The organism is Thermohahella caldifontis, from assembly GCF_041153465.1.
GTDB classification, from domain to species: Bacteria; Pseudomonadota; Gammaproteobacteria; order Pseudomonadales; family Oleiphilaceae; genus Thermohahella; species Thermohahella caldifontis.
Genome location: NZ_CP154858.1, coordinates 340,964 through 356,799 on the forward strand (window position 1 = coordinate 340,964; position 15,836 = coordinate 356,799).

The window sequence follows — 15,836 nt, forward strand, 5'->3', positions numbered from 1 at the left end:
CAGGTCATGAGCTCCCGAATATACCAGACCGCACATTATAGACGCTTTCGCTCTGACCGTCACTGCAGCCTGTGTTAAACTGTCGCGTCTTTTGTACAGCAGTAAGTATGGGCAGTATTCTCATGACCTCCTCGAATTCCGGAAAGATTTACCGCATTGTCTATATCAACCATGCGGAAGTGTTTGAAATGTACGCGTCGAGCATCTGTCAGAGTGACCTTTGGGGATTTATCGAGGTGGAAGGCTGGATGTTTGGCGAGCGCAGTCAGGTACTGGTGGATCCGGGAGAGGAAAAGCTCAAGGGCGTGTTCGAGGGTGTGAAGCGCTCCTGGATTCCGGTCAATGCGATCGTGCGTATCGATGAGGTGTCACAGCGCGGGTCCGTTCGGGTGTCCGACGCCAGGGTCAGCAACATCACGCCCTTTCCCAAACCGCCGGTGAAGGGGTAGACATGACGCCGGAACGCTACGCCAGGATTGTCGGTGTGCTGGATCGCCGGCAGCCGGATCTGACGGTCATCGCTGACCGTGTGCATAAACCTCATAACATTTCGGCCATTGTCAGAACCTGTGACGCCGTGGGGGTGGGGCATGTGCATGTGGTCTGGCCGGAGGATGACAAGGACTTTCGCGTGTTGCGCAGGCAGGCGAAGGGAAGTCAGCAATGGGTGGAAGTGCACGAATACAATCGTGTCACAGAGGTGGCTGACAGGCTCCATGCCCGTGGCTTCACCCTTGTGGCCGCACACTTCAGTGAGCGAGCCGTGGATTACCGGACGCTGGACTGGACACAGCCCATGGCATTGATGCTGGGACAGGAAAAGGACGGCATTACGGAAGAAGCCGCTGCCGTGGCGGATGTGCATGCCATCATTCCGATGATGGGCATGGTGGCGTCCTATAACGTCTCGGTTGCGGCGGCGATCATGCTGGCCGAAGCCCAGCGACAACGGGAGCTGGCCGGATTGTATGCCCGGCGTCGCCTGCCTGATGAGGAATACGAGCGACTCCGCTTTCGCTGGTGTCATCCCTTGGTGGCCAGAATGTGCGATGAGCGCGGGATACCCTATCCCGGGCTTGATGAGCAGGGTAACATCGTGGATCGGGAAAGTCTGCGTATCGGTTGAAGGACGAAGCCAGCGGCTTCGTCCTGGCAGTGGATCAGCCCTGATCTGAAATCAGGATGTCCTGATACTGTTCCCGAAGTGCCCGCTTGAGCAGCTTGCCGGTGGGCGTGTGTGGCAGCTCGTCCACAAAGAGGATCTTGTCCGGAAGTTGCCAGCGTGCAATGTGCTGGCCCAGCCAGTCTTTCAGTTCCTCCCCGGAAACTGCTTGTCCGGGCTTGGTGACGACCAGCATGACCGGGCGCTCGTCCCATTTCGGATGGGGAACCCCGATGACGGCACACTCTGCCACCGCCGGATGGCCCATGGCCTGATTTTCCAGGTCAATGGAGCTGATCCATTCGCCACCGGATTTGATCACGTCCTTGGCCCGGTCAACGATCTGCATGAGCCCGTTTTCATCAATGGTTGCCACATCACCGGTATCAAACCAGCCATCCTTCCAGGCACTCCGGTCATCATGCTTGTAGTAGCTTTGGGCCACCCAGGGGCCGCGCACCAGAAGACGTCCCCAGGCCTTGCCGTCATGGGGCAATGGGGCGCCCTGGTCATCCACTATCTTCATTTCAACCCCGAACACAGGGCGGCCCTGCTTGCACTGAAGGGCGTAACGTTCGGCTTTTGACAACTGGTTCATGAGCCGACTGCGGCTGTTGACGGTGCCCACCGGTGACATTTCCGTCATGCCCCAGGCGTGAATGACAAAGGCATCATGTTTTTCGTCAAAGTCCCTGATCATGGACAGTGGCGCCGCCGAGCCGCCGACGACCACGTCACGCACGGGTGTCAGGGTCAGGTTGTGCTGATCACAGTACTGCAGCAGCCCCAGCCAGACGGTGGGAACACCCAGCAGCATGTCGACCTGCTCGCCATCAATCAGTTCATAAAGCGACGCGCCATCCATGCCTGGTCCGGGTAGCACCAGTTTGGCGCCGGCCATGGTGGCGGAGTAGGGCACGCCCCAGGCATTGACGTGAAACATGGGGACGACCGGCAGGATGGTCCGGTCATTGCCGATGTTCAGCACATCCCGGGAGGCACTGGCCCAGGCATGCAGTACGGTGGAGCGGTGACTGTAAAGCACGCCTTTGGGGTGGCCGGTGGTGCCGGAGGTATAGCAGAGCGCGGCGGCCTGATCTTCGTGGAGTTCGGGCCAGACAAGCTGATCATCTTCTGCGGCCAGCAGTTCTTCGTAACTGAGTACGTCAAGCGGGGTGTCGGGAATGGCCTCTGCCGGAGCCAGTACGATGATGTGTTCAAGCGTCCCGAGCTGATCCTTCAGTGCTTCCACCAGCGGGAGGAACTGAAGATCCACGCAAAGGATACGATCCTCGGCATGGTTGATGATATAGGCAATCTGCTCAGGGAAAAGGCGCGGGTTGATGGTGTGCAGGATCGCGCCGAGACCGGACACGGCATAGTAGAGTTCATAATGGCGGTGGGTGTTCCAGGCCAGAGTGGCCACCCGGTCATCTGTGGCAATATTCAGCCGGCGAAGGGCATTCGCTGCCTGACGCGACCGCCTTGCGGCATCGCGGTAGGTGTAGCGGTGAATGCCGCCCTCCGGTTTCCGGCTGACGATCTCGCCCTGATGATGAAACTGCTCTGCATGCTGCAGGATAGACGAAACGGTCAGGGGGCGACCCATCATGAGTCCGTGCATGGTGATACTCCTCGATCTGTTGTTCTTTTTTTGGTGGTCATGCGCTACGTTAGCGTGTCCGTTTTCAAAAGTCACCCGCTTTCCGCACACGATTTTTCAGGCCAAAAAAGGTCAAAAACAGGTGGATTGTGAATGTGGTCTCAATTGGCGCGTGGTGGTGACCGCGGCGCTTCTCCCGGTGCCCTGATAGGCTGGCCACGTTTCCGTGTGGCGCGCATGGCGGCTGAAGAAGCAGTACCACCGGGCGTGCGCGTGACCGGAAACCGTACAAACCATAAAAAAGATAAGGACAAGGAAACATGAGATCACGATTGACAAGCTGCATGACCCTCAGCGCATTGATGCTGGGTTTGAGTTCACCTGGCTGGGCCCTGACATCGGTTTCGGCCAGCAGCAATGACGGGAACGCTCCCGAAAATGTGCTGGACGGCAATCTGAACACGCGTTGGTCCGCCAAGGGCGATGGCCAGTGGATTCTGTTCGATCTGGGCAAGACCCTGACGGTGGATGACCTGGACATTGCCTTCTACAAGGGTGACCAGCGTACAGCGTACTTTGACATTGAGGTTTCTTCGGACAAGAAAAGCTGGAAAAAGCTGTACAGCGGAATGAGTCAGCGCACGACAGCATTGCAGAATTTCAACGTGAGGGATACTTCGGCGCGGTATGTGCGGATTGTCGGGCACGGCAATTCCGCCAACACCTGGAACAGCCTGACGGAGGTGGTGATCCATACCTTGGGTGGATCGTCCTCCGGCGGTGGCAGCAGCGGTGGAAGTGGTAGCTCCGGCGGAAGCAATGGCGGTAGCAGCGCGGGAGGAAGCACCGGTAGTAGTGTGATCTGGAAGGAAACCTTCAGCCAGGCTTCCGGTACACAGAGTACCAGCAAGTGGACTGTGGACGACAGGTACCTGAAATCCAGCGGCCAGTTTGAAGTGAGCGGCGGTGTACTCAAGGCGCGCAATACCGGTGGGGAAGTCGTCTGGCAGAGCAAGCCCATTGATATATCAGGAATGTCGGGCGTAATGGTATCGGCGGATATTGCCGGAGCAGGCAATCTGGATGCACCGGACTATGTATCGCTGGGATACCGGATCGATGGCGGCAGCCTGAAACGGTTTGCCACACGCAACGACGATCTCAAGCCGGAAACGGTCACGGTAAAGGGGCTGAAGGGCAGTCGGCTGGAACTGTTTGCGTTCTTCAGGACCAGCGCTTCGGATGAATCCTACACGCTGGATAATGTGGTGGTCTCTGGTACAGGTAGCAGTGGAGGCAGTTTCGGATCTTCGGGCGGTGGTGCCTCATCTGGCGGTGACAATGGTTCCGCCGGTGGTGCGGTGGGCAATCTGAATCCGGCACTGCCGCCGGGCCGCAACTTTGATCTGAGCCAGTGGAAGATCACTTTCCCTGACGCGTCCGAGAAACCGGTGGAATGGCTGGTGGATGGTGGTACCAAGTCGGGCTGGTTCTATACGGACCCCGTGACGGGCGGTATGGTCTTCCGCTGTCCCAACCGCGGTGCCAGGACCAGCAGCAAGACCAAGTATTCGCGTACAGAGCTGCGGGAGATGCTCAGGGGAACCAACGATTCCATTCCGACTGAAGGCGTGACGGGCAACAACTGGGTGCTGTCCACCTCATCCTCCAGCGCCATCCGCAATGCGGGCGGAATTGATGGTGAAATGTCTGCCATGCTCAGTGTGGATCATGTCTCCACCACCGGTGAGCGCAAGATGGTGGGGCGGGTGATTGTGGGACAGATTCACGCCTCGGAGGACGAGCCCTTCAAGCTCTATTACCGCAAGTTGCCGGAGCACAAGAAAGGTTCTGTGTACTTTGCCTATGAGAAGAAGGGTGGTTCCGACGTGATCTATACCCTGATTGGCAGCCCGGATGATGATGCGTCCGAGCCGAGGGACGGGATCGCGCTGGGAGAAGTCTGGGCCTATGAAGTACGTGTGGTGGGCCGTGACATGACCGTGACCGTTACCCGCGCCGATGGCCGGCGGTACAGCAAGACCATCACTATCGAGTCGGCGTACAACAATGACTGGCTGTACTTCAAGGCCGGTGTCTATAACCAGAATAATGGTGGAGATACCGGAGATTACGTCCAGGCCACGTTCTATTCACTTGAGCATCGCCATAACTGATGGCATGGGACCGGCCTTTCAGGCCGGTCCTTCTTCCGCGCTGTCCCCGGACTGCCTGAGCCATCGGCTCAGCTGCACCTTGAGGGTCTTGGGAATGTCGAGTATTTCCAGCCGGTCACTTTCGGCATTGTAGACCACGGCCTGATTGATGGCTTCCGAGGAGAAAGACAGGCTCAGTGCCTTGGTTCTGCCGCTGAAGCGTACCAGTTGCTTGAGCTTTCGGCTGTCCGGATAAAGGGTATCCCCCAAACCCGGTTCAAGTGTGCGCAGGCAGCTGACAAAAGCTTCGGGAGCCTGTTCATCCACGGCACTGGCCAATTCATCCAGGTTGACGGGTAATCCGGCCTTTTCCTGTTCTTCACAGTACGTCACTGCCTTCTTGTGCGCTTCGGCGGCCTTGTGGCTCTCCAGGGGCGCAGTGTACCGCGTCAGGGATTCCAGCAGCGTGCTGGTGTCGCGAGCCGTATCCACGCCTGTTGTGAAGCCCAGTATGCTCAGACAGGCATCGGCGATCTTCTTTCTGCCCCGATGGGCATATACCGAGACCGCATCCGGCGCAGACTTCGTCAGCCTGTCCAGATCGAAGCGACATCCCAGCGTTATCTCGGCAGGATCCAGGTGCTCGGCAGGGGCCAGGGACAGGTCATCCTGAACCTGAAAGGTGACGCTGCTTTCCACCAGAAACAGATAGAGGCTGACCTCGTTGCCCAGCTCCTGAACATACCAGAGCACATAGCTGGTGGTTTCGGCCTGTATGGGTGTCAGGGCTTCGGCAAAGTCACCGGCAACCTTCAGGGTCAGGGTGGGCAGGCTGAGCTTGCCTTCCTGCCAGTCCTTCAGCAAAGCAGGAAAGGTCGCCCCCTGATCACCTGTCAGGCGACCGATGGCCTTGCCGGGCTTGGCGTTGAACAGTCGCCTCAGTGTGTGAAACAGGGCCTCACTGTCGGCGCCCCGGATACTGTGATCCGGTTTGCCGTCCAGTGAACATTCGGATTCCTCGCCGGGTTTGCGGAGGACTTGCAGGGTTGCATCAGTAATCGCCATGGACTCAGAGTATCTGCTGATGGCGCAGAATGCCAGTCGCGGTTTCCACAGCTTTCATGACGCTGTCTTCGCTTTCGGCCGTCACATCGGCAATCGGGTTTTCCACCTGGCTTTGGGTGATGACGACCAGTCCGGCTGCCAGAAGCAGGTTGAGTGCTTCCGCAGAGACTTCCGGTGCATAGAGCGCTTCCACGCCGCGCTCGAACAGGAAGCGTTCAAGCGTCTGACCCGCGGTCTCGGCCCAGGTACCGGAAACACGCACTACGGCACTGTCATGACCGTGACGTGCACGCCGCTCCGCTGTACTGACCGGTTCGGAGGCTGTCGTGGACAGCTCGGGCGCCGCTTCGATGATCATGCCCGCACCAATGGTGACGTTGGTCAGGCGGTCGATGAGGATGAAGGCGCCGGTTGTCCGGTTGCGGTTATAGGGATCGAACGCCAGCGGCTGGTTGACCGTCAGTTCCACGATGCCGATATCGTTCATGTCGAGCCGGTCGGTCTTTTCCCGTTCGAGCGTGTTGATGTCGATGCGCTCGTCCAGGCGCGTTACGGTGGCGGACGACAGGGTTGTCGTATGCTTGATGTAGTACTGGCGACCTTCCGTCAGCGGTGTGTCGGTCATCCACACGACATGCGCCCGGATCCGGTTGGATACCAGGGGCACGTTGTCGGGCTTGACGAGCATTTCGCCCCGGCTGATATCGATTTCATCCGTCAGCGTCAGGGTGATGGCCTGATCGGCAAAGGCCTCTTCCAGTTCGCCGTCAAAGGTCACGATGGACTTGACGGTGCTCTGCTGGCGTGACGGCAGTACCATGACGCGATCGCCCTTGCGGATCACGCCGGACGCGATTGTGCCGCAATAGCCGCGGAAATCCAGGTTGGGGCGGTTGACGTACTGGACCGGCAGGCGGAAGTCGCTGAAGTTGCGGTCACTGCTGATTTCCACCGTATTGAGGATGGTCATCAGCGGCTGCCCGGCATACCAGGGCATGTTTTCGGACAGGGTGACCACGTTGTCCCCTTCCAGAGCGGAGATGGGCACAAAGCGAAGATCCTTGACATTCAGGCTGCGGGCAAACGCCAGGTAGTCGTCACGGATTTCGTTGTAACGTGCTTCGCTGTAGTCCACCAGATCCATCTTGTTGATGGCCACCACGATGTGGCGGATACCCAGCAGGCTGGCAATGAACGTGTGGCGCTTGGTCTGGCGCAGAACACCATGTCGTGCATCCACCAGGATGATGGCCAGCTGGGCCGTGGAGGCTCCGGTGGCCATGTTGCGGGTGTACTGCTCGTGCCCCGGCGTGTCGGCAATGATGAACTTGCGCTCGCTGGTGGAGAAATAGCGGTAGGCCACGTCAATGGTGATGCCCTGTTCGCGCTCGGCCGCCAGGCCATCCACCAGCAGTGAAAAATCGATCTTGCCGCCTGCGGCGCCGCGGCTGGCGCTGTCCTTGCGGATGGCTTCCAGCTGGTCTTCGTAGATCATCTTGGAATCGTGCAGGAGGCGTCCAATGAGCGTGCTCTTGCCATCGTCCACACTGCCGCAGGTAAGCAGCCGCAGCATCTCCTTGTTTTCATGCTGCTTGAGGTATTCTTGAATATCTGTGCGTGCCAGGGTTGCGTCGTGCGACATAATCGTACTCGTTATCCGGATTCAGTGGTGAGGTCAGAAGTAGCCTTCGCGTTTCTTCTGTTCCATGGAAGCGGCCTGGTCGTGATCGATCAGCCGGCCCTGTCTTTCCGAGCTGGTGGTCAGGAGCATCTCCTGAATGATCTCGGGCAGGGTGGTGGCCGTGGACTCGATGGCCGCCGTCAGCGGATAGCAGCCGAGGGTGCGGAAGCGGACGCTTTTCATCATCGGTGTTTCGCCTTCGCGAAGGGGCATGCGGTCATCGTCCACCATGATGAGCTGGCCGTCCCGCTCGACCACGGGGCGCTCCTTGGCAAAATACAGGGGCACGATGTCGATGTTTTCCAGATAGATGTACTGCCAGATGTCCAGTTCGGTCCAATTGCTCAGCGGGAACACGCGGATGCTCTCGCCCTTGCGGATCTTGCCGTTGTACAGGTTCCACAGCTCCGGACGCTGGTTCTTGGGGTCCCAGCGATGGTGCTCGTCGCGGAAGGAGTAGACGCGCTCCTTGGCCCGGCTCTTCTCTTCATCCCGCCGTGCACCGCCGAAGGCGGCATCAAAGCGGTACTTGTTCAGTGCCTGCTTGAGTGCTTCGGTCTTCATGATATCCGTATGCTTGGCGCTGCCGTGCGTGAACGGGTTGACGCCCTGGCGCAGGCCTTCCTCATTGATGTGAATGATGAGATCCAGGCCATACTTGCGGGCGGTTTCGTCCCTGAACTGAATCATCTCGCGGAATTTCCAGGTGGTATCCACATGCAGCAGGGGAAACGGCGGCTTGGCCGGGTAGAAGGCCTTGCGCGCCAGATGCAGCATGACCGAGGAGTCCTTGCCGATGGAGTAGAGCATCACCGGCCGTTCGAACTCGGCGGCCACTTCACGGATGATGTGGATGCTTTCGGCTTCCAGCTGTTTGAGATGAGTCAGGTTATACTGGGACATGCGGTATCCGCGCTCCTTGGGCAATGGTACAGGCTGGTGACACTATACCAAATCAGGCGGAATTATAAGAAGTGATCTTTTTAGATCATTTTGCTATTCAAATATGAACTTTGTGCGTCGCGGGGCGGAAAGGCGCCGTGTTAACCGGGTTTGTGCTCGGCAATGAATTGTTCCAGTCTCATCCGGTCGACGACCGACAGGGATTCAAAATGGAGTCCCACGTGAAAACGGTCCCGTGCGAGCCTGCGGGTATGGACGATATGACATTCTGCGTGCAGTGGCACGGCACCCTCTGTGCTCAGGTTGATCGGGAAGGTTGTGGATACACAGACGGGATCAAGCGGGGCGAACAGGGCCTCGCGCTGACGGCGGGGAATGAGAATTTCCAGTGTTTCCCGGTCACAGGCGATCATGAGTCCCTGCCGGGACAGATTGACCAGCTCGCACGTCCGCGTGTCACCCCCGGAGGTGCTGAGGGTGACGGGGGCTGTGGCTTCTACCCTGAGGTGGTGCCTCAGGTTCCGTTCCGTTATCGGGATTTCTGCTGTGGCCATGGTATCAATGTCTTGGCGTGTACTTTGTTTATTTTACATCCAGAATAAGGCGAAAGCACGGAAAAAAACCGGAACTTGTCATCATTTTTTACGCATTCCGGCAAGCTTTTGTAGTGATTTTGTTACCGGGCGAGCCTTCGGTGACAATGCACAAGAATCGGGTGGCGCTCAGTCAGGGTCTGTCGCAGGATGAGTGATCTGTCCGGAAACGGATACTGCCGTGCAGGGGAGGTGATCAGTTGGAAGCCGGTCGGCATTATGAGTTGGTGGAGCATGCAATTGGCTGGTTGATGGCACATCAGCGGGAGCAGCCGGAACTGGATGATCTGGCAAGGGCACTCAACGTGAGTCCCTGGCATCTGCAGAAAGTGTTCACGGCCTGGGCGGGTATATCGCCAAAGAAGTTTCTTCAGTATGTCACCCGCACGCATGCCCTGAATTGCCTGAGGCGCTCAGCGACCGTGCTTGAAGCCGCGCTGGAAAGTGGTCTTTCCGGTCCGGGGCGGCTGCATGATCTGATGGTGACCTGTGAGGCGCTGACACCGGGCGAAATACGCAGTGGCGGGCGGGGCGTGACCTTGTATCACGGGGTGGCGCCGTCTCTGTTCGGGGAGGTGTTTGTGGCCTGGACGGAGCGGGGGATTTGCCGACTGGCCTTTGTGCCGGAGGGTGCCGATGCCGAGCGTCAGGCGCTGGCAGAGGACTGGCCCGAAGCACGAATAGTGGAGGCGACGGATGCGGCAGTCCGCCGGGTTGAGACCATTTTTTCGGGAGCGGCCGGGGAGGTACGGGTGCTGCTGCGAGGTTCTCCGTTCCAGGTCAAGGTCTGGGAAGCGCTCCTGAGCGTGCCGCCGGGCCACTGGTTCACCTATCAGCAACTGGCGGCGCTGGCCGGTGTGCCTGGTGCCAGCCGGGCAGTGGGATCTGTACTGGCGCGCAATCCGCTGGGGGTGCTGATTCCCTGCCACCGGGTCATCCGCGCTACCGGTGTGGTGGGGCAGTACCGCTGGGGAACGTCACGAAAGGTGGCACTGCATATCTGGGAGGCCGAAAGGTACGGGGTGGATACGGATGGCGTGGATCGGTGCTGAAACGGTATAATGCCCGGCTTGTCATGTTAAACAGGGTAGGGTCGCCATGAGTGGATCGCGCAGTCCGCGTATCGGAATGGTCAGTCTGGGATGTCCGAAGAATTCCGTGGATTCGGAGCGGATACTGACCCAGCTGCGTGCTGAAGGTTACGAACTCACCGGCAGCTATGAGGATGCGGAGCTGGTCATCGTCAATACCTGTGGCTTTATTGATGCGGCGGTTGAGGAGTCACTGGAGGCCATCGGGGAGGCGCTGGCCGAAAACGGCAAGGTGCTGGTGACGGGCTGCCTGGGCGTCAAGGAAGATACCATTCGTGAAATCCACCCGGGTGTGCTGGCCGTGACCGGTCCGCATGCCTACGAGGCGGTGATGGAGCAGGTGCATGCCCATGTGCCGCCCGCGCATGATCCGTTCATGGACCTGGTGCCGCCCCAGGGTGTCCGCCTCACACCGAGGCATTATGCCTACCTGAAAATCTCGGAAGGCTGCAATCACCGCTGCACATTCTGCATTATCCCGTCCATGCGCGGGGACCTGGTGAGCCGTCCCGTGGGTGAAGTGCTGGACGAGGCGGAGCGTCTGGTGCAGAGCGGCGTGAAGGAACTGCTGGTCATCTCTCAGGATACCAGCGCCTACGGTGTGGACCTGAGGTACCGCACGGGATTCTGGCAGGGCAGGCCGGTGAAGACCCGGATGCTGGATCTGTGCCGTGAACTCGGCAAGCTGGGAGCCTGGGTGCGGCTGCATTACGTGTATCCCTATCCGCACGTGGATGATGTGATTCCGCTCATGGCTGAAGGCCTGATCCTGCCCTATCTGGACATCCCCTTCCAGCATGCCAGCCCAGAAGTCCTGAAACGCATGAAACGTCCGGCCCATACGGAAAACACGCTGGCCCGCATCCGTGCCTGGCGCGAGGTGTGCCCGGATATCACGTTGCGTTCGACCTTCATTGTCGGATTCCCGGGCGAAACCGAAGCGGATTTTCAGATGCTGCTCGATTTTCTGGAGGAGGCCCGGCTGGATCGGGTGGGCTGCTTTGCCTACTCGGATGTGGAGGGCGCGGCCGCCAATGCATTGCCGGATCAGGTGCCCGAGGAGGTCAAGCAGGAGCGGCTGGCCCGTTTCATGGAAGTTCAGCAGCGCATCAGTGCGGAGAAACTTGCTGACAAGATCGGCAGGGAGATGAGCGTGCTGGTGGATGGTGCCGATGAGGATGGGCTGGTTGCACGCAGTCCTGCGGATGCACCGGAAATTGACGGCAATGTTTACGTGGAAGGTTTCTTCGATGCCCGCCCGGGTGATCTGATTACCGTCAGGATCGTTGATTCCGGCGATTACGACCTGTTTGCCGAGGTGGTTTAAAGCATCCGGTGCTTTTTCAGGTACCAGAGGGAAAGGGGCATCTCAAGGCAGACATAGGTGAGCAGCGTGAAGCCCAGCCATCCGAGGTGAAGGCCCAGGAAACTGAAGGTGATGTCATGGCCCCGGAACAGGCTACCCGACACCAGCACAGAGCACAGGGAAGCCAGCATGTCCGAATACAGCAGCCTGTGCAGATCCTGGCCGGCCATGCGGGGAAAAACGAACAGATAACCGATCAGGAGGACGGTCAGGTTCAGGGTCACAACGAGGGCTTCTGGTGACATGGCAAAGTGTCTGAAAAGGATCTTGTGCACTGGGCACCGGGCCGATCCGGAAACGGGTACGGCCCGGGTTGGCGTCAGCCCTCCAGTTTGTCCCGCAACACCTGGTTGACGAGCTGGGGATTGGCCTTGCCGCGGGAGGCCTTCATGACCTGACCGACAAAGAATCCGATCAGCTTGCCACGCTTGGTATCGTCTGCGGCCCGATACTGTTCCACCTGGGCAGCATTGGCCGCAATGACCTCGTCCACAATCTTTTCGATGGCACCGGTGTCGGTGACCTGCCTGAGGCCGCGCTTTTCGATGATCTCGTCGGCACTGCCTTCTCCGGCCCACATGGCTTCAAAGACATCCTGGGCAATCTTGCCCGAGATGGTGTTATCGCGGATGCGTGCCAGCAGTTGACCCAGCGCCTCGGCCGATACCGGACAGCGCCCGATCTCGAGGTCGTTCTGATTGAGGAATTTCGCCACTTCGCCCATGACCCAGTTTGCAGCCAGTCTGGGGTCTCCTGCCACCTCGGCTGCCTTTTCGAAGTAGTCGGCCTGTGCCCGGCTGCTGGCGAGGATGCTGGCGTCGGTGGCGCTCAGTCCGTACTGTTCCTGGAAGCGTGACTGTTTGGCTTCCGGCAGCTCGGGCAGGGTGACGCGAATGGCCTCGATGTAGTCGTCATCAATTTCCACCGGCAGCAGATCAGGGTCCGGGAAGTAACGGTAATCGTTCGCGAATTCCTTGCTGCGCATGGAACGGGTCTCGTCACGTTCCGAGTCGTAGAGGCGGGTTTCCTGAACGATCTTGCCGCCGTCCTCCAATATTTCGATCTGACGTTCAATCTCGTAGTTGATCGCCTTTTCCACGAAGCGGAAGGAGTTGACGTTCTTGATTTCGGTGCGTGTACCCAGTTCTGTCTGGCCCTTGGGGCGGACAGACACGTTGCAGTCGCAACGCATGGAGCCCTGGGACATGTCGCCGTCGGAGATGCCGAGGTAGGTCACGATGGCATGCAGCTTGCGCAGGTAGGCCACCGCTTCCCTGGCGCTGCGCAGATCCGGTTCGGAGACAATTTCCAGAAGCGGTGTGCCGGCCCGGTTGAGGTCAATGCCGGTCATGCCGTGGAAGTCCTCGTGAAGCGACTTGCCCGCATCTTCCTCAAGGTGGGCACGGGTGACGCCGATGCGCTTGGTTTCGGCATTCTCAAGGGTAATGTCGATATGGCCATGCTCCACGATGGGGTGATCCAGCTGGCTGATCTGGTAGCCCTTGGGCAGATCCGGGTAGAAGTAGTTCTTGCGGTCGAACACGGAGACCCTGTTGATGGTGGCATCAATGGCCAGACCGAATCTGACGGCCATTTCCAGCGCCTTGCCGTTGAATACCGGCAGCATCCCCGGCATGCCCAGGTCGATGGCGCAGGCCTGGGTATTGGGTTCGGCGCCGAACGCGGTGGGCGCTCCGGAGAAGATTTTGCTCTCGGTGGCCAGCTGAACGTGAACTTCCAGCCCGATAACGGCTTCCCACTGCATGATCAGGCTCCTCTCGTTTCGGGTTGACGGGTGTGCCAATCGGTTTCCTGCTGAAACCGGTGGGCCAGATTGAGCAGGCGTGACTCCTCGAAGTGAGGTGCAATCAGCTGGACGCCTACCGGCAGGCCGTCGGCAAAACCACATGGCATGGACAGCGCCGGCAGACCCGCCAGGCTGACCGGGATGGTGAACAGGTCTTCCTGATACATCTTGACCGGATCGTCCGTCTTTTCGCCCAGCCGGAAGGCAACGTCCGGCGTGGTGGGGCAGAAGAGGGCGTCAACGCTTTCAAATGCCTTGAGGAAGTCATCCCGGATCAGACGACGGATCTGCTGAGCCTTGCGGTAATAGGCATCGTAGTAGCCAGCGCTGAGGGCATAGGTGCCGACCAGGATTCGCCGCTTGACTTCATCACCAAACCCTTCGGCCCGGCTTCGGGTATAGAGGTCGTCCAGGTTGGCCGGGTTTTCACAGCGGTGGCCGAATCGGACGCCGTCATAGCGTGCCAGGTTGGCTGATGCCTCGGCCGGCGCGATCACGTAGTAGGCCGGCACGGCCAGATGAGTATGCGGCAGGCTGACTTCTTCGAACCGGGCGCCCAGGCCTTCAAAGACCTTGCGGGCCTCTTCCAGTGCGGCGGCAATGCGCGGATCCGGTCCGTCAGCAAAGTATTCTTTGGGAATGCCGATCACGCGGCCTTCCAGAGTGTTGTTCAGTTCGGCGGTAAAATCGGGAACCGGCTCGGCGGAACTTGTGGAGTCCCATTCATCCAGGCCACACATGTGATTGAGCAGCAGGGCGTTGTCCTCTGCCGTGCGAGCCATGGGACCGGCCTGATCCAGGCTGGAGGCAAAGGCAATGATGCCGCGGCGCGAAACCCGGCCATAGGTGGGCTTGAGACCGGTAATGCCACAGAATGCGGCAGGCTGCCGGATGGAGCCGCCCGTATCCGTGCCCAGTGCCGCAGGGGCCAGTCCGGCAGCGACTGCTGCAGCGGAACCGCCGGAGCTGCCGCCGGGAACGCGTTCCGTATCCCAGGGATTGCGGGCTGGGCCAAAGGCGCTGGATTCGTTGGAGGATCCCATGGCGAATTCATCCATGTTGGTCTTGCCCAGGCACACCGCACCGGCATCCGCGAGACGCTGGGTCACCGTGGATTCGTAGGGGGGCACGAAGTTTCCGAGCATGCGGGAACAGGCCGTTGTTTTCAGGCCTCGGGTACAGAAGATGTCCTTGTAGGCAATCGGTGCGCCGGCCAGGGGCAGCATTTCGCCGCGCGCACGACGCTCGTCCGCTTCGCGTGCCCGGGCCAGTGTCCAGTCTTCGTCCACGGTCACGTAGCTGTTGAGCGGGCCATCCTGTTCCCGGATGGCCGCAAGATAGGCCTGTGCCAGAGCTTCCGATGTGAAGGTGCCGGCATTCAGACCCTCAATAATCTGTTTCAGTGTCAGGTTGCGTACGTCCATCTTCCACCTCACTCGATGACTTTGGGGACAAGGAAGAGGCCGTTTTCGGTGGCCGGTGCATTTTTCAGCAGCGCTTCCCGCTGATTGGATTCGGTGACCCGGTCTTCTCTCAGGCGTTGCCGGGCTTCGATGGGGTGGGCAAGCGGCTCGATGCCGGTGGTGTCCACCTGTTGCATCTGGTCAACGAAGTCCAGGATGCGATCCATGTCCTGCAGGACCCGGTCGGCCTGGGCAGGATCAATGCTGAGGCGGGCAAGATAGGCGATCTTGTCCAGATCGGTTTTGTCAATGGCCACGCTGTGCTCCTTTGACCGTGGTGTGGTCTGAAACCTGTTCTTGTCAGATATGCGGATAGCGGCGACGAAACAGCCGTGGCCGGTCATTGTACGGAGGCGGGGAGTGGCTTTCCAGTCCTGCCACAAAAAAGCCGCCCGAAGGCGGCCCGTCAGACGAAAGGCGGTGGATGCCGCAAGGTCAGCTTGCCTTTTTGATGTACACCAGCGGAGTTTCGCCGGAGACATCCAGGTAGAACTCGTAAACACCGTCTTCGGCGGGGGTAAAACGGAAGTTTTCAAATACGGAGGCGCAGTTGGCCTTGACCTTCTTGCCGATCTCCACCACCTTGTCCTCTTCGGTCAGATAGCCGCAGTTGGTGCCCGAAGTCCAGCCGGCATCACCGAACTTGAATTCGTATGGCTGGCCGTCTGCCTTGAGTTCGGCACGGGCCACGTAGACATCATCGCCGGCCTTCTGAACCTTGTATTCGGGCAGTGCATCCCACCAGGCGAACTGGCCGCGCAGATACATGATTTCACTGAGGTCACGCTTGCCGCTGCCGGTCGTGGCGCAGCCGGTCAGCAGCAGCGTGGCGGTGATGAGAGAAAGAATAGTCAGACGCGCTTTCATCGGGGGTCTCCATGTCTGGTTATTGTATGGTCAGCGTCAACCTTACGCTCTGTGCGGCGTGTGCGCATCCACTCGGACC

At 59.2% G+C, this 15,836-nt stretch carries 16 protein-coding genes; 6 read left to right on the forward strand and 10 right to left on the reverse strand.

Features of this window, described 5'->3' with window-relative positions; all coding sequences use genetic code 11:
* Positions 1–107 precede the first annotated feature (107 nt).
* Positions 108–449 carry a DUF1820 family protein gene (locus AAIA72_RS01635; protein ID WP_369601715.1) on the forward strand — a complete coding sequence of 114 codons (342 nt, stop codon included), beginning with the start codon at positions 108–110 and terminating at the stop codon, positions 447–449.
* A 2-nt stretch (positions 450–451) separates the two neighbouring features.
* Entirely contained in the window at positions 452–1,126 is a 675-nt protein-coding gene (gene trmH, locus AAIA72_RS01640; RefSeq protein WP_369601716.1) for a tRNA (guanosine(18)-2'-O)-methyltransferase TrmH, read from the forward strand.
* A 34-nt stretch (positions 1,127–1,160) separates the two neighbouring features.
* Here the strand turns inward: trmH and AAIA72_RS01645 are convergent, their stop codons facing one another.
* Positions 1,161–2,786 (reverse strand): long-chain fatty acid--CoA ligase, encoded by a 1,626-nt coding sequence (locus AAIA72_RS01645; protein WP_369601717.1) that lies wholly within the window; start codon positions 2,784–2,786, stop codon positions 1,161–1,163.
* Positions 2,787–2,918: 132 nt separating this feature from the next.
* Here AAIA72_RS01645 and AAIA72_RS01650 point away from each other — a divergent pair, with 132 nt between their 5' ends.
* Positions 2,919–3,089 carry a hypothetical protein gene (locus AAIA72_RS01650; RefSeq protein WP_369601718.1) on the forward strand — a complete coding sequence of 57 codons (171 nt, stop codon included), beginning with the start codon at positions 2,919–2,921 and terminating at the stop codon, positions 3,087–3,089.
* Positions 3,086–4,942, forward strand: a complete 1,857-nt coding sequence (locus AAIA72_RS01655) for a polysaccharide lyase family 7 protein (RefSeq protein ID WP_369601719.1) — start codon at positions 3,086–3,088, stop codon at positions 4,940–4,942. The genes AAIA72_RS01650 and AAIA72_RS01655 overlap by 4 nt, the downstream gene beginning before the upstream one ends.
* Positions 4,943–4,960: 18 nt before the next feature.
* On the opposite strand, the gene AAIA72_RS01660 is transcribed toward AAIA72_RS01655, so the two are convergent.
* The 4 genes from AAIA72_RS01660 to AAIA72_RS01675 all read right to left on the reverse strand — a co-directional run bounded on the left by AAIA72_RS01660 (position 4,961) and on the right by AAIA72_RS01675 (position 9,124).
* A complete protein-coding gene (locus AAIA72_RS01660) occupies positions 4,961–5,986 on the reverse strand; it encodes a nucleoid-associated protein (protein WP_369601720.1) in 1,026 nt (341 codons plus the stop codon).
* 4 nt (positions 5,987–5,990) lie between these two features.
* Positions 5,991–7,628, reverse strand: a complete 1,638-nt coding sequence (gene cysN / locus AAIA72_RS01665; protein ID WP_369601721.1) for a sulfate adenylyltransferase subunit CysN — start codon at positions 7,626–7,628, stop codon at positions 5,991–5,993.
* 33 nt (positions 7,629–7,661) lie between these two features.
* Positions 7,662–8,570 (reverse strand): sulfate adenylyltransferase subunit CysD, encoded by a 909-nt coding sequence (gene cysD / locus AAIA72_RS01670; RefSeq protein ID WP_369601722.1) that lies wholly within the window; start codon positions 8,568–8,570, stop codon positions 7,662–7,664.
* Between the two features lie 140 nt (positions 8,571–8,710).
* Positions 8,711–9,124, reverse strand: a complete 414-nt coding sequence (locus AAIA72_RS01675) for a PilZ domain-containing protein (protein WP_369601723.1) — start codon at positions 9,122–9,124, stop codon at positions 8,711–8,713.
* Between the two features lie 266 nt (positions 9,125–9,390).
* Here AAIA72_RS01675 and AAIA72_RS01680 point away from each other — a divergent pair, with 266 nt between their 5' ends.
* On the forward strand, positions 9,391–10,215 hold the full coding sequence (locus tag AAIA72_RS01680; RefSeq protein WP_369601724.1) for a methylated-DNA--[protein]-cysteine S-methyltransferase: 825 nt from the start codon (positions 9,391–9,393) through the stop codon (positions 10,213–10,215).
* A 46-nt stretch (positions 10,216–10,261) separates the two neighbouring features.
* Entirely contained in the window at positions 10,262–11,581 is a 1,320-nt protein-coding gene (rimO, locus tag AAIA72_RS01685) for a 30S ribosomal protein S12 methylthiotransferase RimO (protein WP_369601725.1), read from the forward strand.
* Here rimO and AAIA72_RS01690 read toward each other — a convergent pair.
* The 5 genes from AAIA72_RS01690 to AAIA72_RS01710 form a co-directional block, all read right to left on the reverse strand.
* Entirely contained in the window at positions 11,578–11,865 is a 288-nt protein-coding gene (locus tag AAIA72_RS01690) for a hypothetical protein (RefSeq protein ID WP_369601726.1), read from the reverse strand. The genes rimO and AAIA72_RS01690 overlap by 4 nt on opposite strands.
* 74 nt (positions 11,866–11,939) lie before the next feature.
* Positions 11,940–13,385, reverse strand: a complete 1,446-nt coding sequence (gene gatB / locus AAIA72_RS01695; protein ID WP_369601727.1) for an Asp-tRNA(Asn)/Glu-tRNA(Gln) amidotransferase subunit GatB — start codon at positions 13,383–13,385, stop codon at positions 11,940–11,942.
* A 2-nt stretch (positions 13,386–13,387) separates the two neighbouring features.
* Positions 13,388–14,851, reverse strand: coding sequence for an Asp-tRNA(Asn)/Glu-tRNA(Gln) amidotransferase subunit GatA (gene gatA / locus AAIA72_RS01700; RefSeq protein WP_369601728.1), 1,464 nt, complete (start codon positions 14,849–14,851; stop codon positions 13,388–13,390).
* An 8-nt stretch (positions 14,852–14,859) separates the two neighbouring features.
* The gene (gene gatC, locus AAIA72_RS01705) at positions 14,860–15,147 is read right to left on the reverse strand and encodes an Asp-tRNA(Asn)/Glu-tRNA(Gln) amidotransferase subunit GatC (RefSeq protein WP_369601729.1); all 288 of its coding nucleotides are present in this window, start codon (positions 15,145–15,147) and stop codon (positions 14,860–14,862) included.
* A gap of 178 nt (positions 15,148–15,325) precedes the next feature.
* A complete protein-coding gene (locus AAIA72_RS01710; protein WP_369601730.1) occupies positions 15,326–15,757 on the reverse strand; it encodes a hypothetical protein in 432 nt (143 codons plus the stop codon).
* Positions 15,758–15,836 lie beyond the last annotated feature (79 nt).

Excerpts from the sequence above, each read along its gene's own strand:
- AAIA72_RS01650 (WP_369601718.1), top strand. The coding sequence starts at position 2,919 with ATGTGGTCTCAATTGGCGCGTGGTGGTGACCGCGGCGCTTCTCCCGGT.
- rimO (WP_369601725.1), top strand. The coding sequence starts at position 10,262 with ATGAGTGGATCGCGCAGTCCGCGTATCGGAATGGTCAGTCTGGGATGT.
- AAIA72_RS01675 (WP_369601723.1), bottom strand. The coding sequence starts at position 9,124 with ATGGCCACAGCAGAAATCCCGATAACGGAACGGAACCTGAGGCACCAC.
- cysN (WP_369601721.1), bottom strand. The coding sequence starts at position 7,628 with ATGTCGCACGACGCAACCCTGGCACGCACAGATATTCAAGAATACCTC.
- gatB (WP_369601727.1), bottom strand. The coding sequence starts at position 13,385 with ATGCAGTGGGAAGCCGTTATCGGGCTGGAAGTTCACGTTCAGCTGGCC.
- trmH (WP_369601716.1), top strand. The coding sequence starts at position 452 with ATGACGCCGGAACGCTACGCCAGGATTGTCGGTGTGCTGGATCGCCGG.
- AAIA72_RS01710 (WP_369601730.1), bottom strand. The coding sequence starts at position 15,757 with ATGAAAGCGCGTCTGACTATTCTTTCTCTCATCACCGCCACGCTGCTG.
- AAIA72_RS01635 (WP_369601715.1), top strand. The coding sequence starts at position 108 with ATGGGCAGTATTCTCATGACCTCCTCGAATTCCGGAAAGATTTACCGC.
- AAIA72_RS01690 (WP_369601726.1), bottom strand. The coding sequence starts at position 11,865 with ATGTCACCAGAAGCCCTCGTTGTGACCCTGAACCTGACCGTCCTCCTG.
- cysD (WP_369601722.1), bottom strand. The coding sequence starts at position 8,570 with ATGTCCCAGTATAACCTGACTCATCTCAAACAGCTGGAAGCCGAAAGC.
- gatA (WP_369601728.1), bottom strand. The coding sequence starts at position 14,851 with ATGGACGTACGCAACCTGACACTGAAACAGATTATTGAGGGTCTGAAT.
- AAIA72_RS01655 (WP_369601719.1), top strand. The coding sequence starts at position 3,086 with ATGAGATCACGATTGACAAGCTGCATGACCCTCAGCGCATTGATGCTG.
- AAIA72_RS01660 (WP_369601720.1), bottom strand. The coding sequence starts at position 5,986 with ATGGCGATTACTGATGCAACCCTGCAAGTCCTCCGCAAACCCGGCGAG.
- AAIA72_RS01645 (WP_369601717.1), bottom strand. The coding sequence starts at position 2,786 with ATGCACGGACTCATGATGGGTCGCCCCCTGACCGTTTCGTCTATCCTG.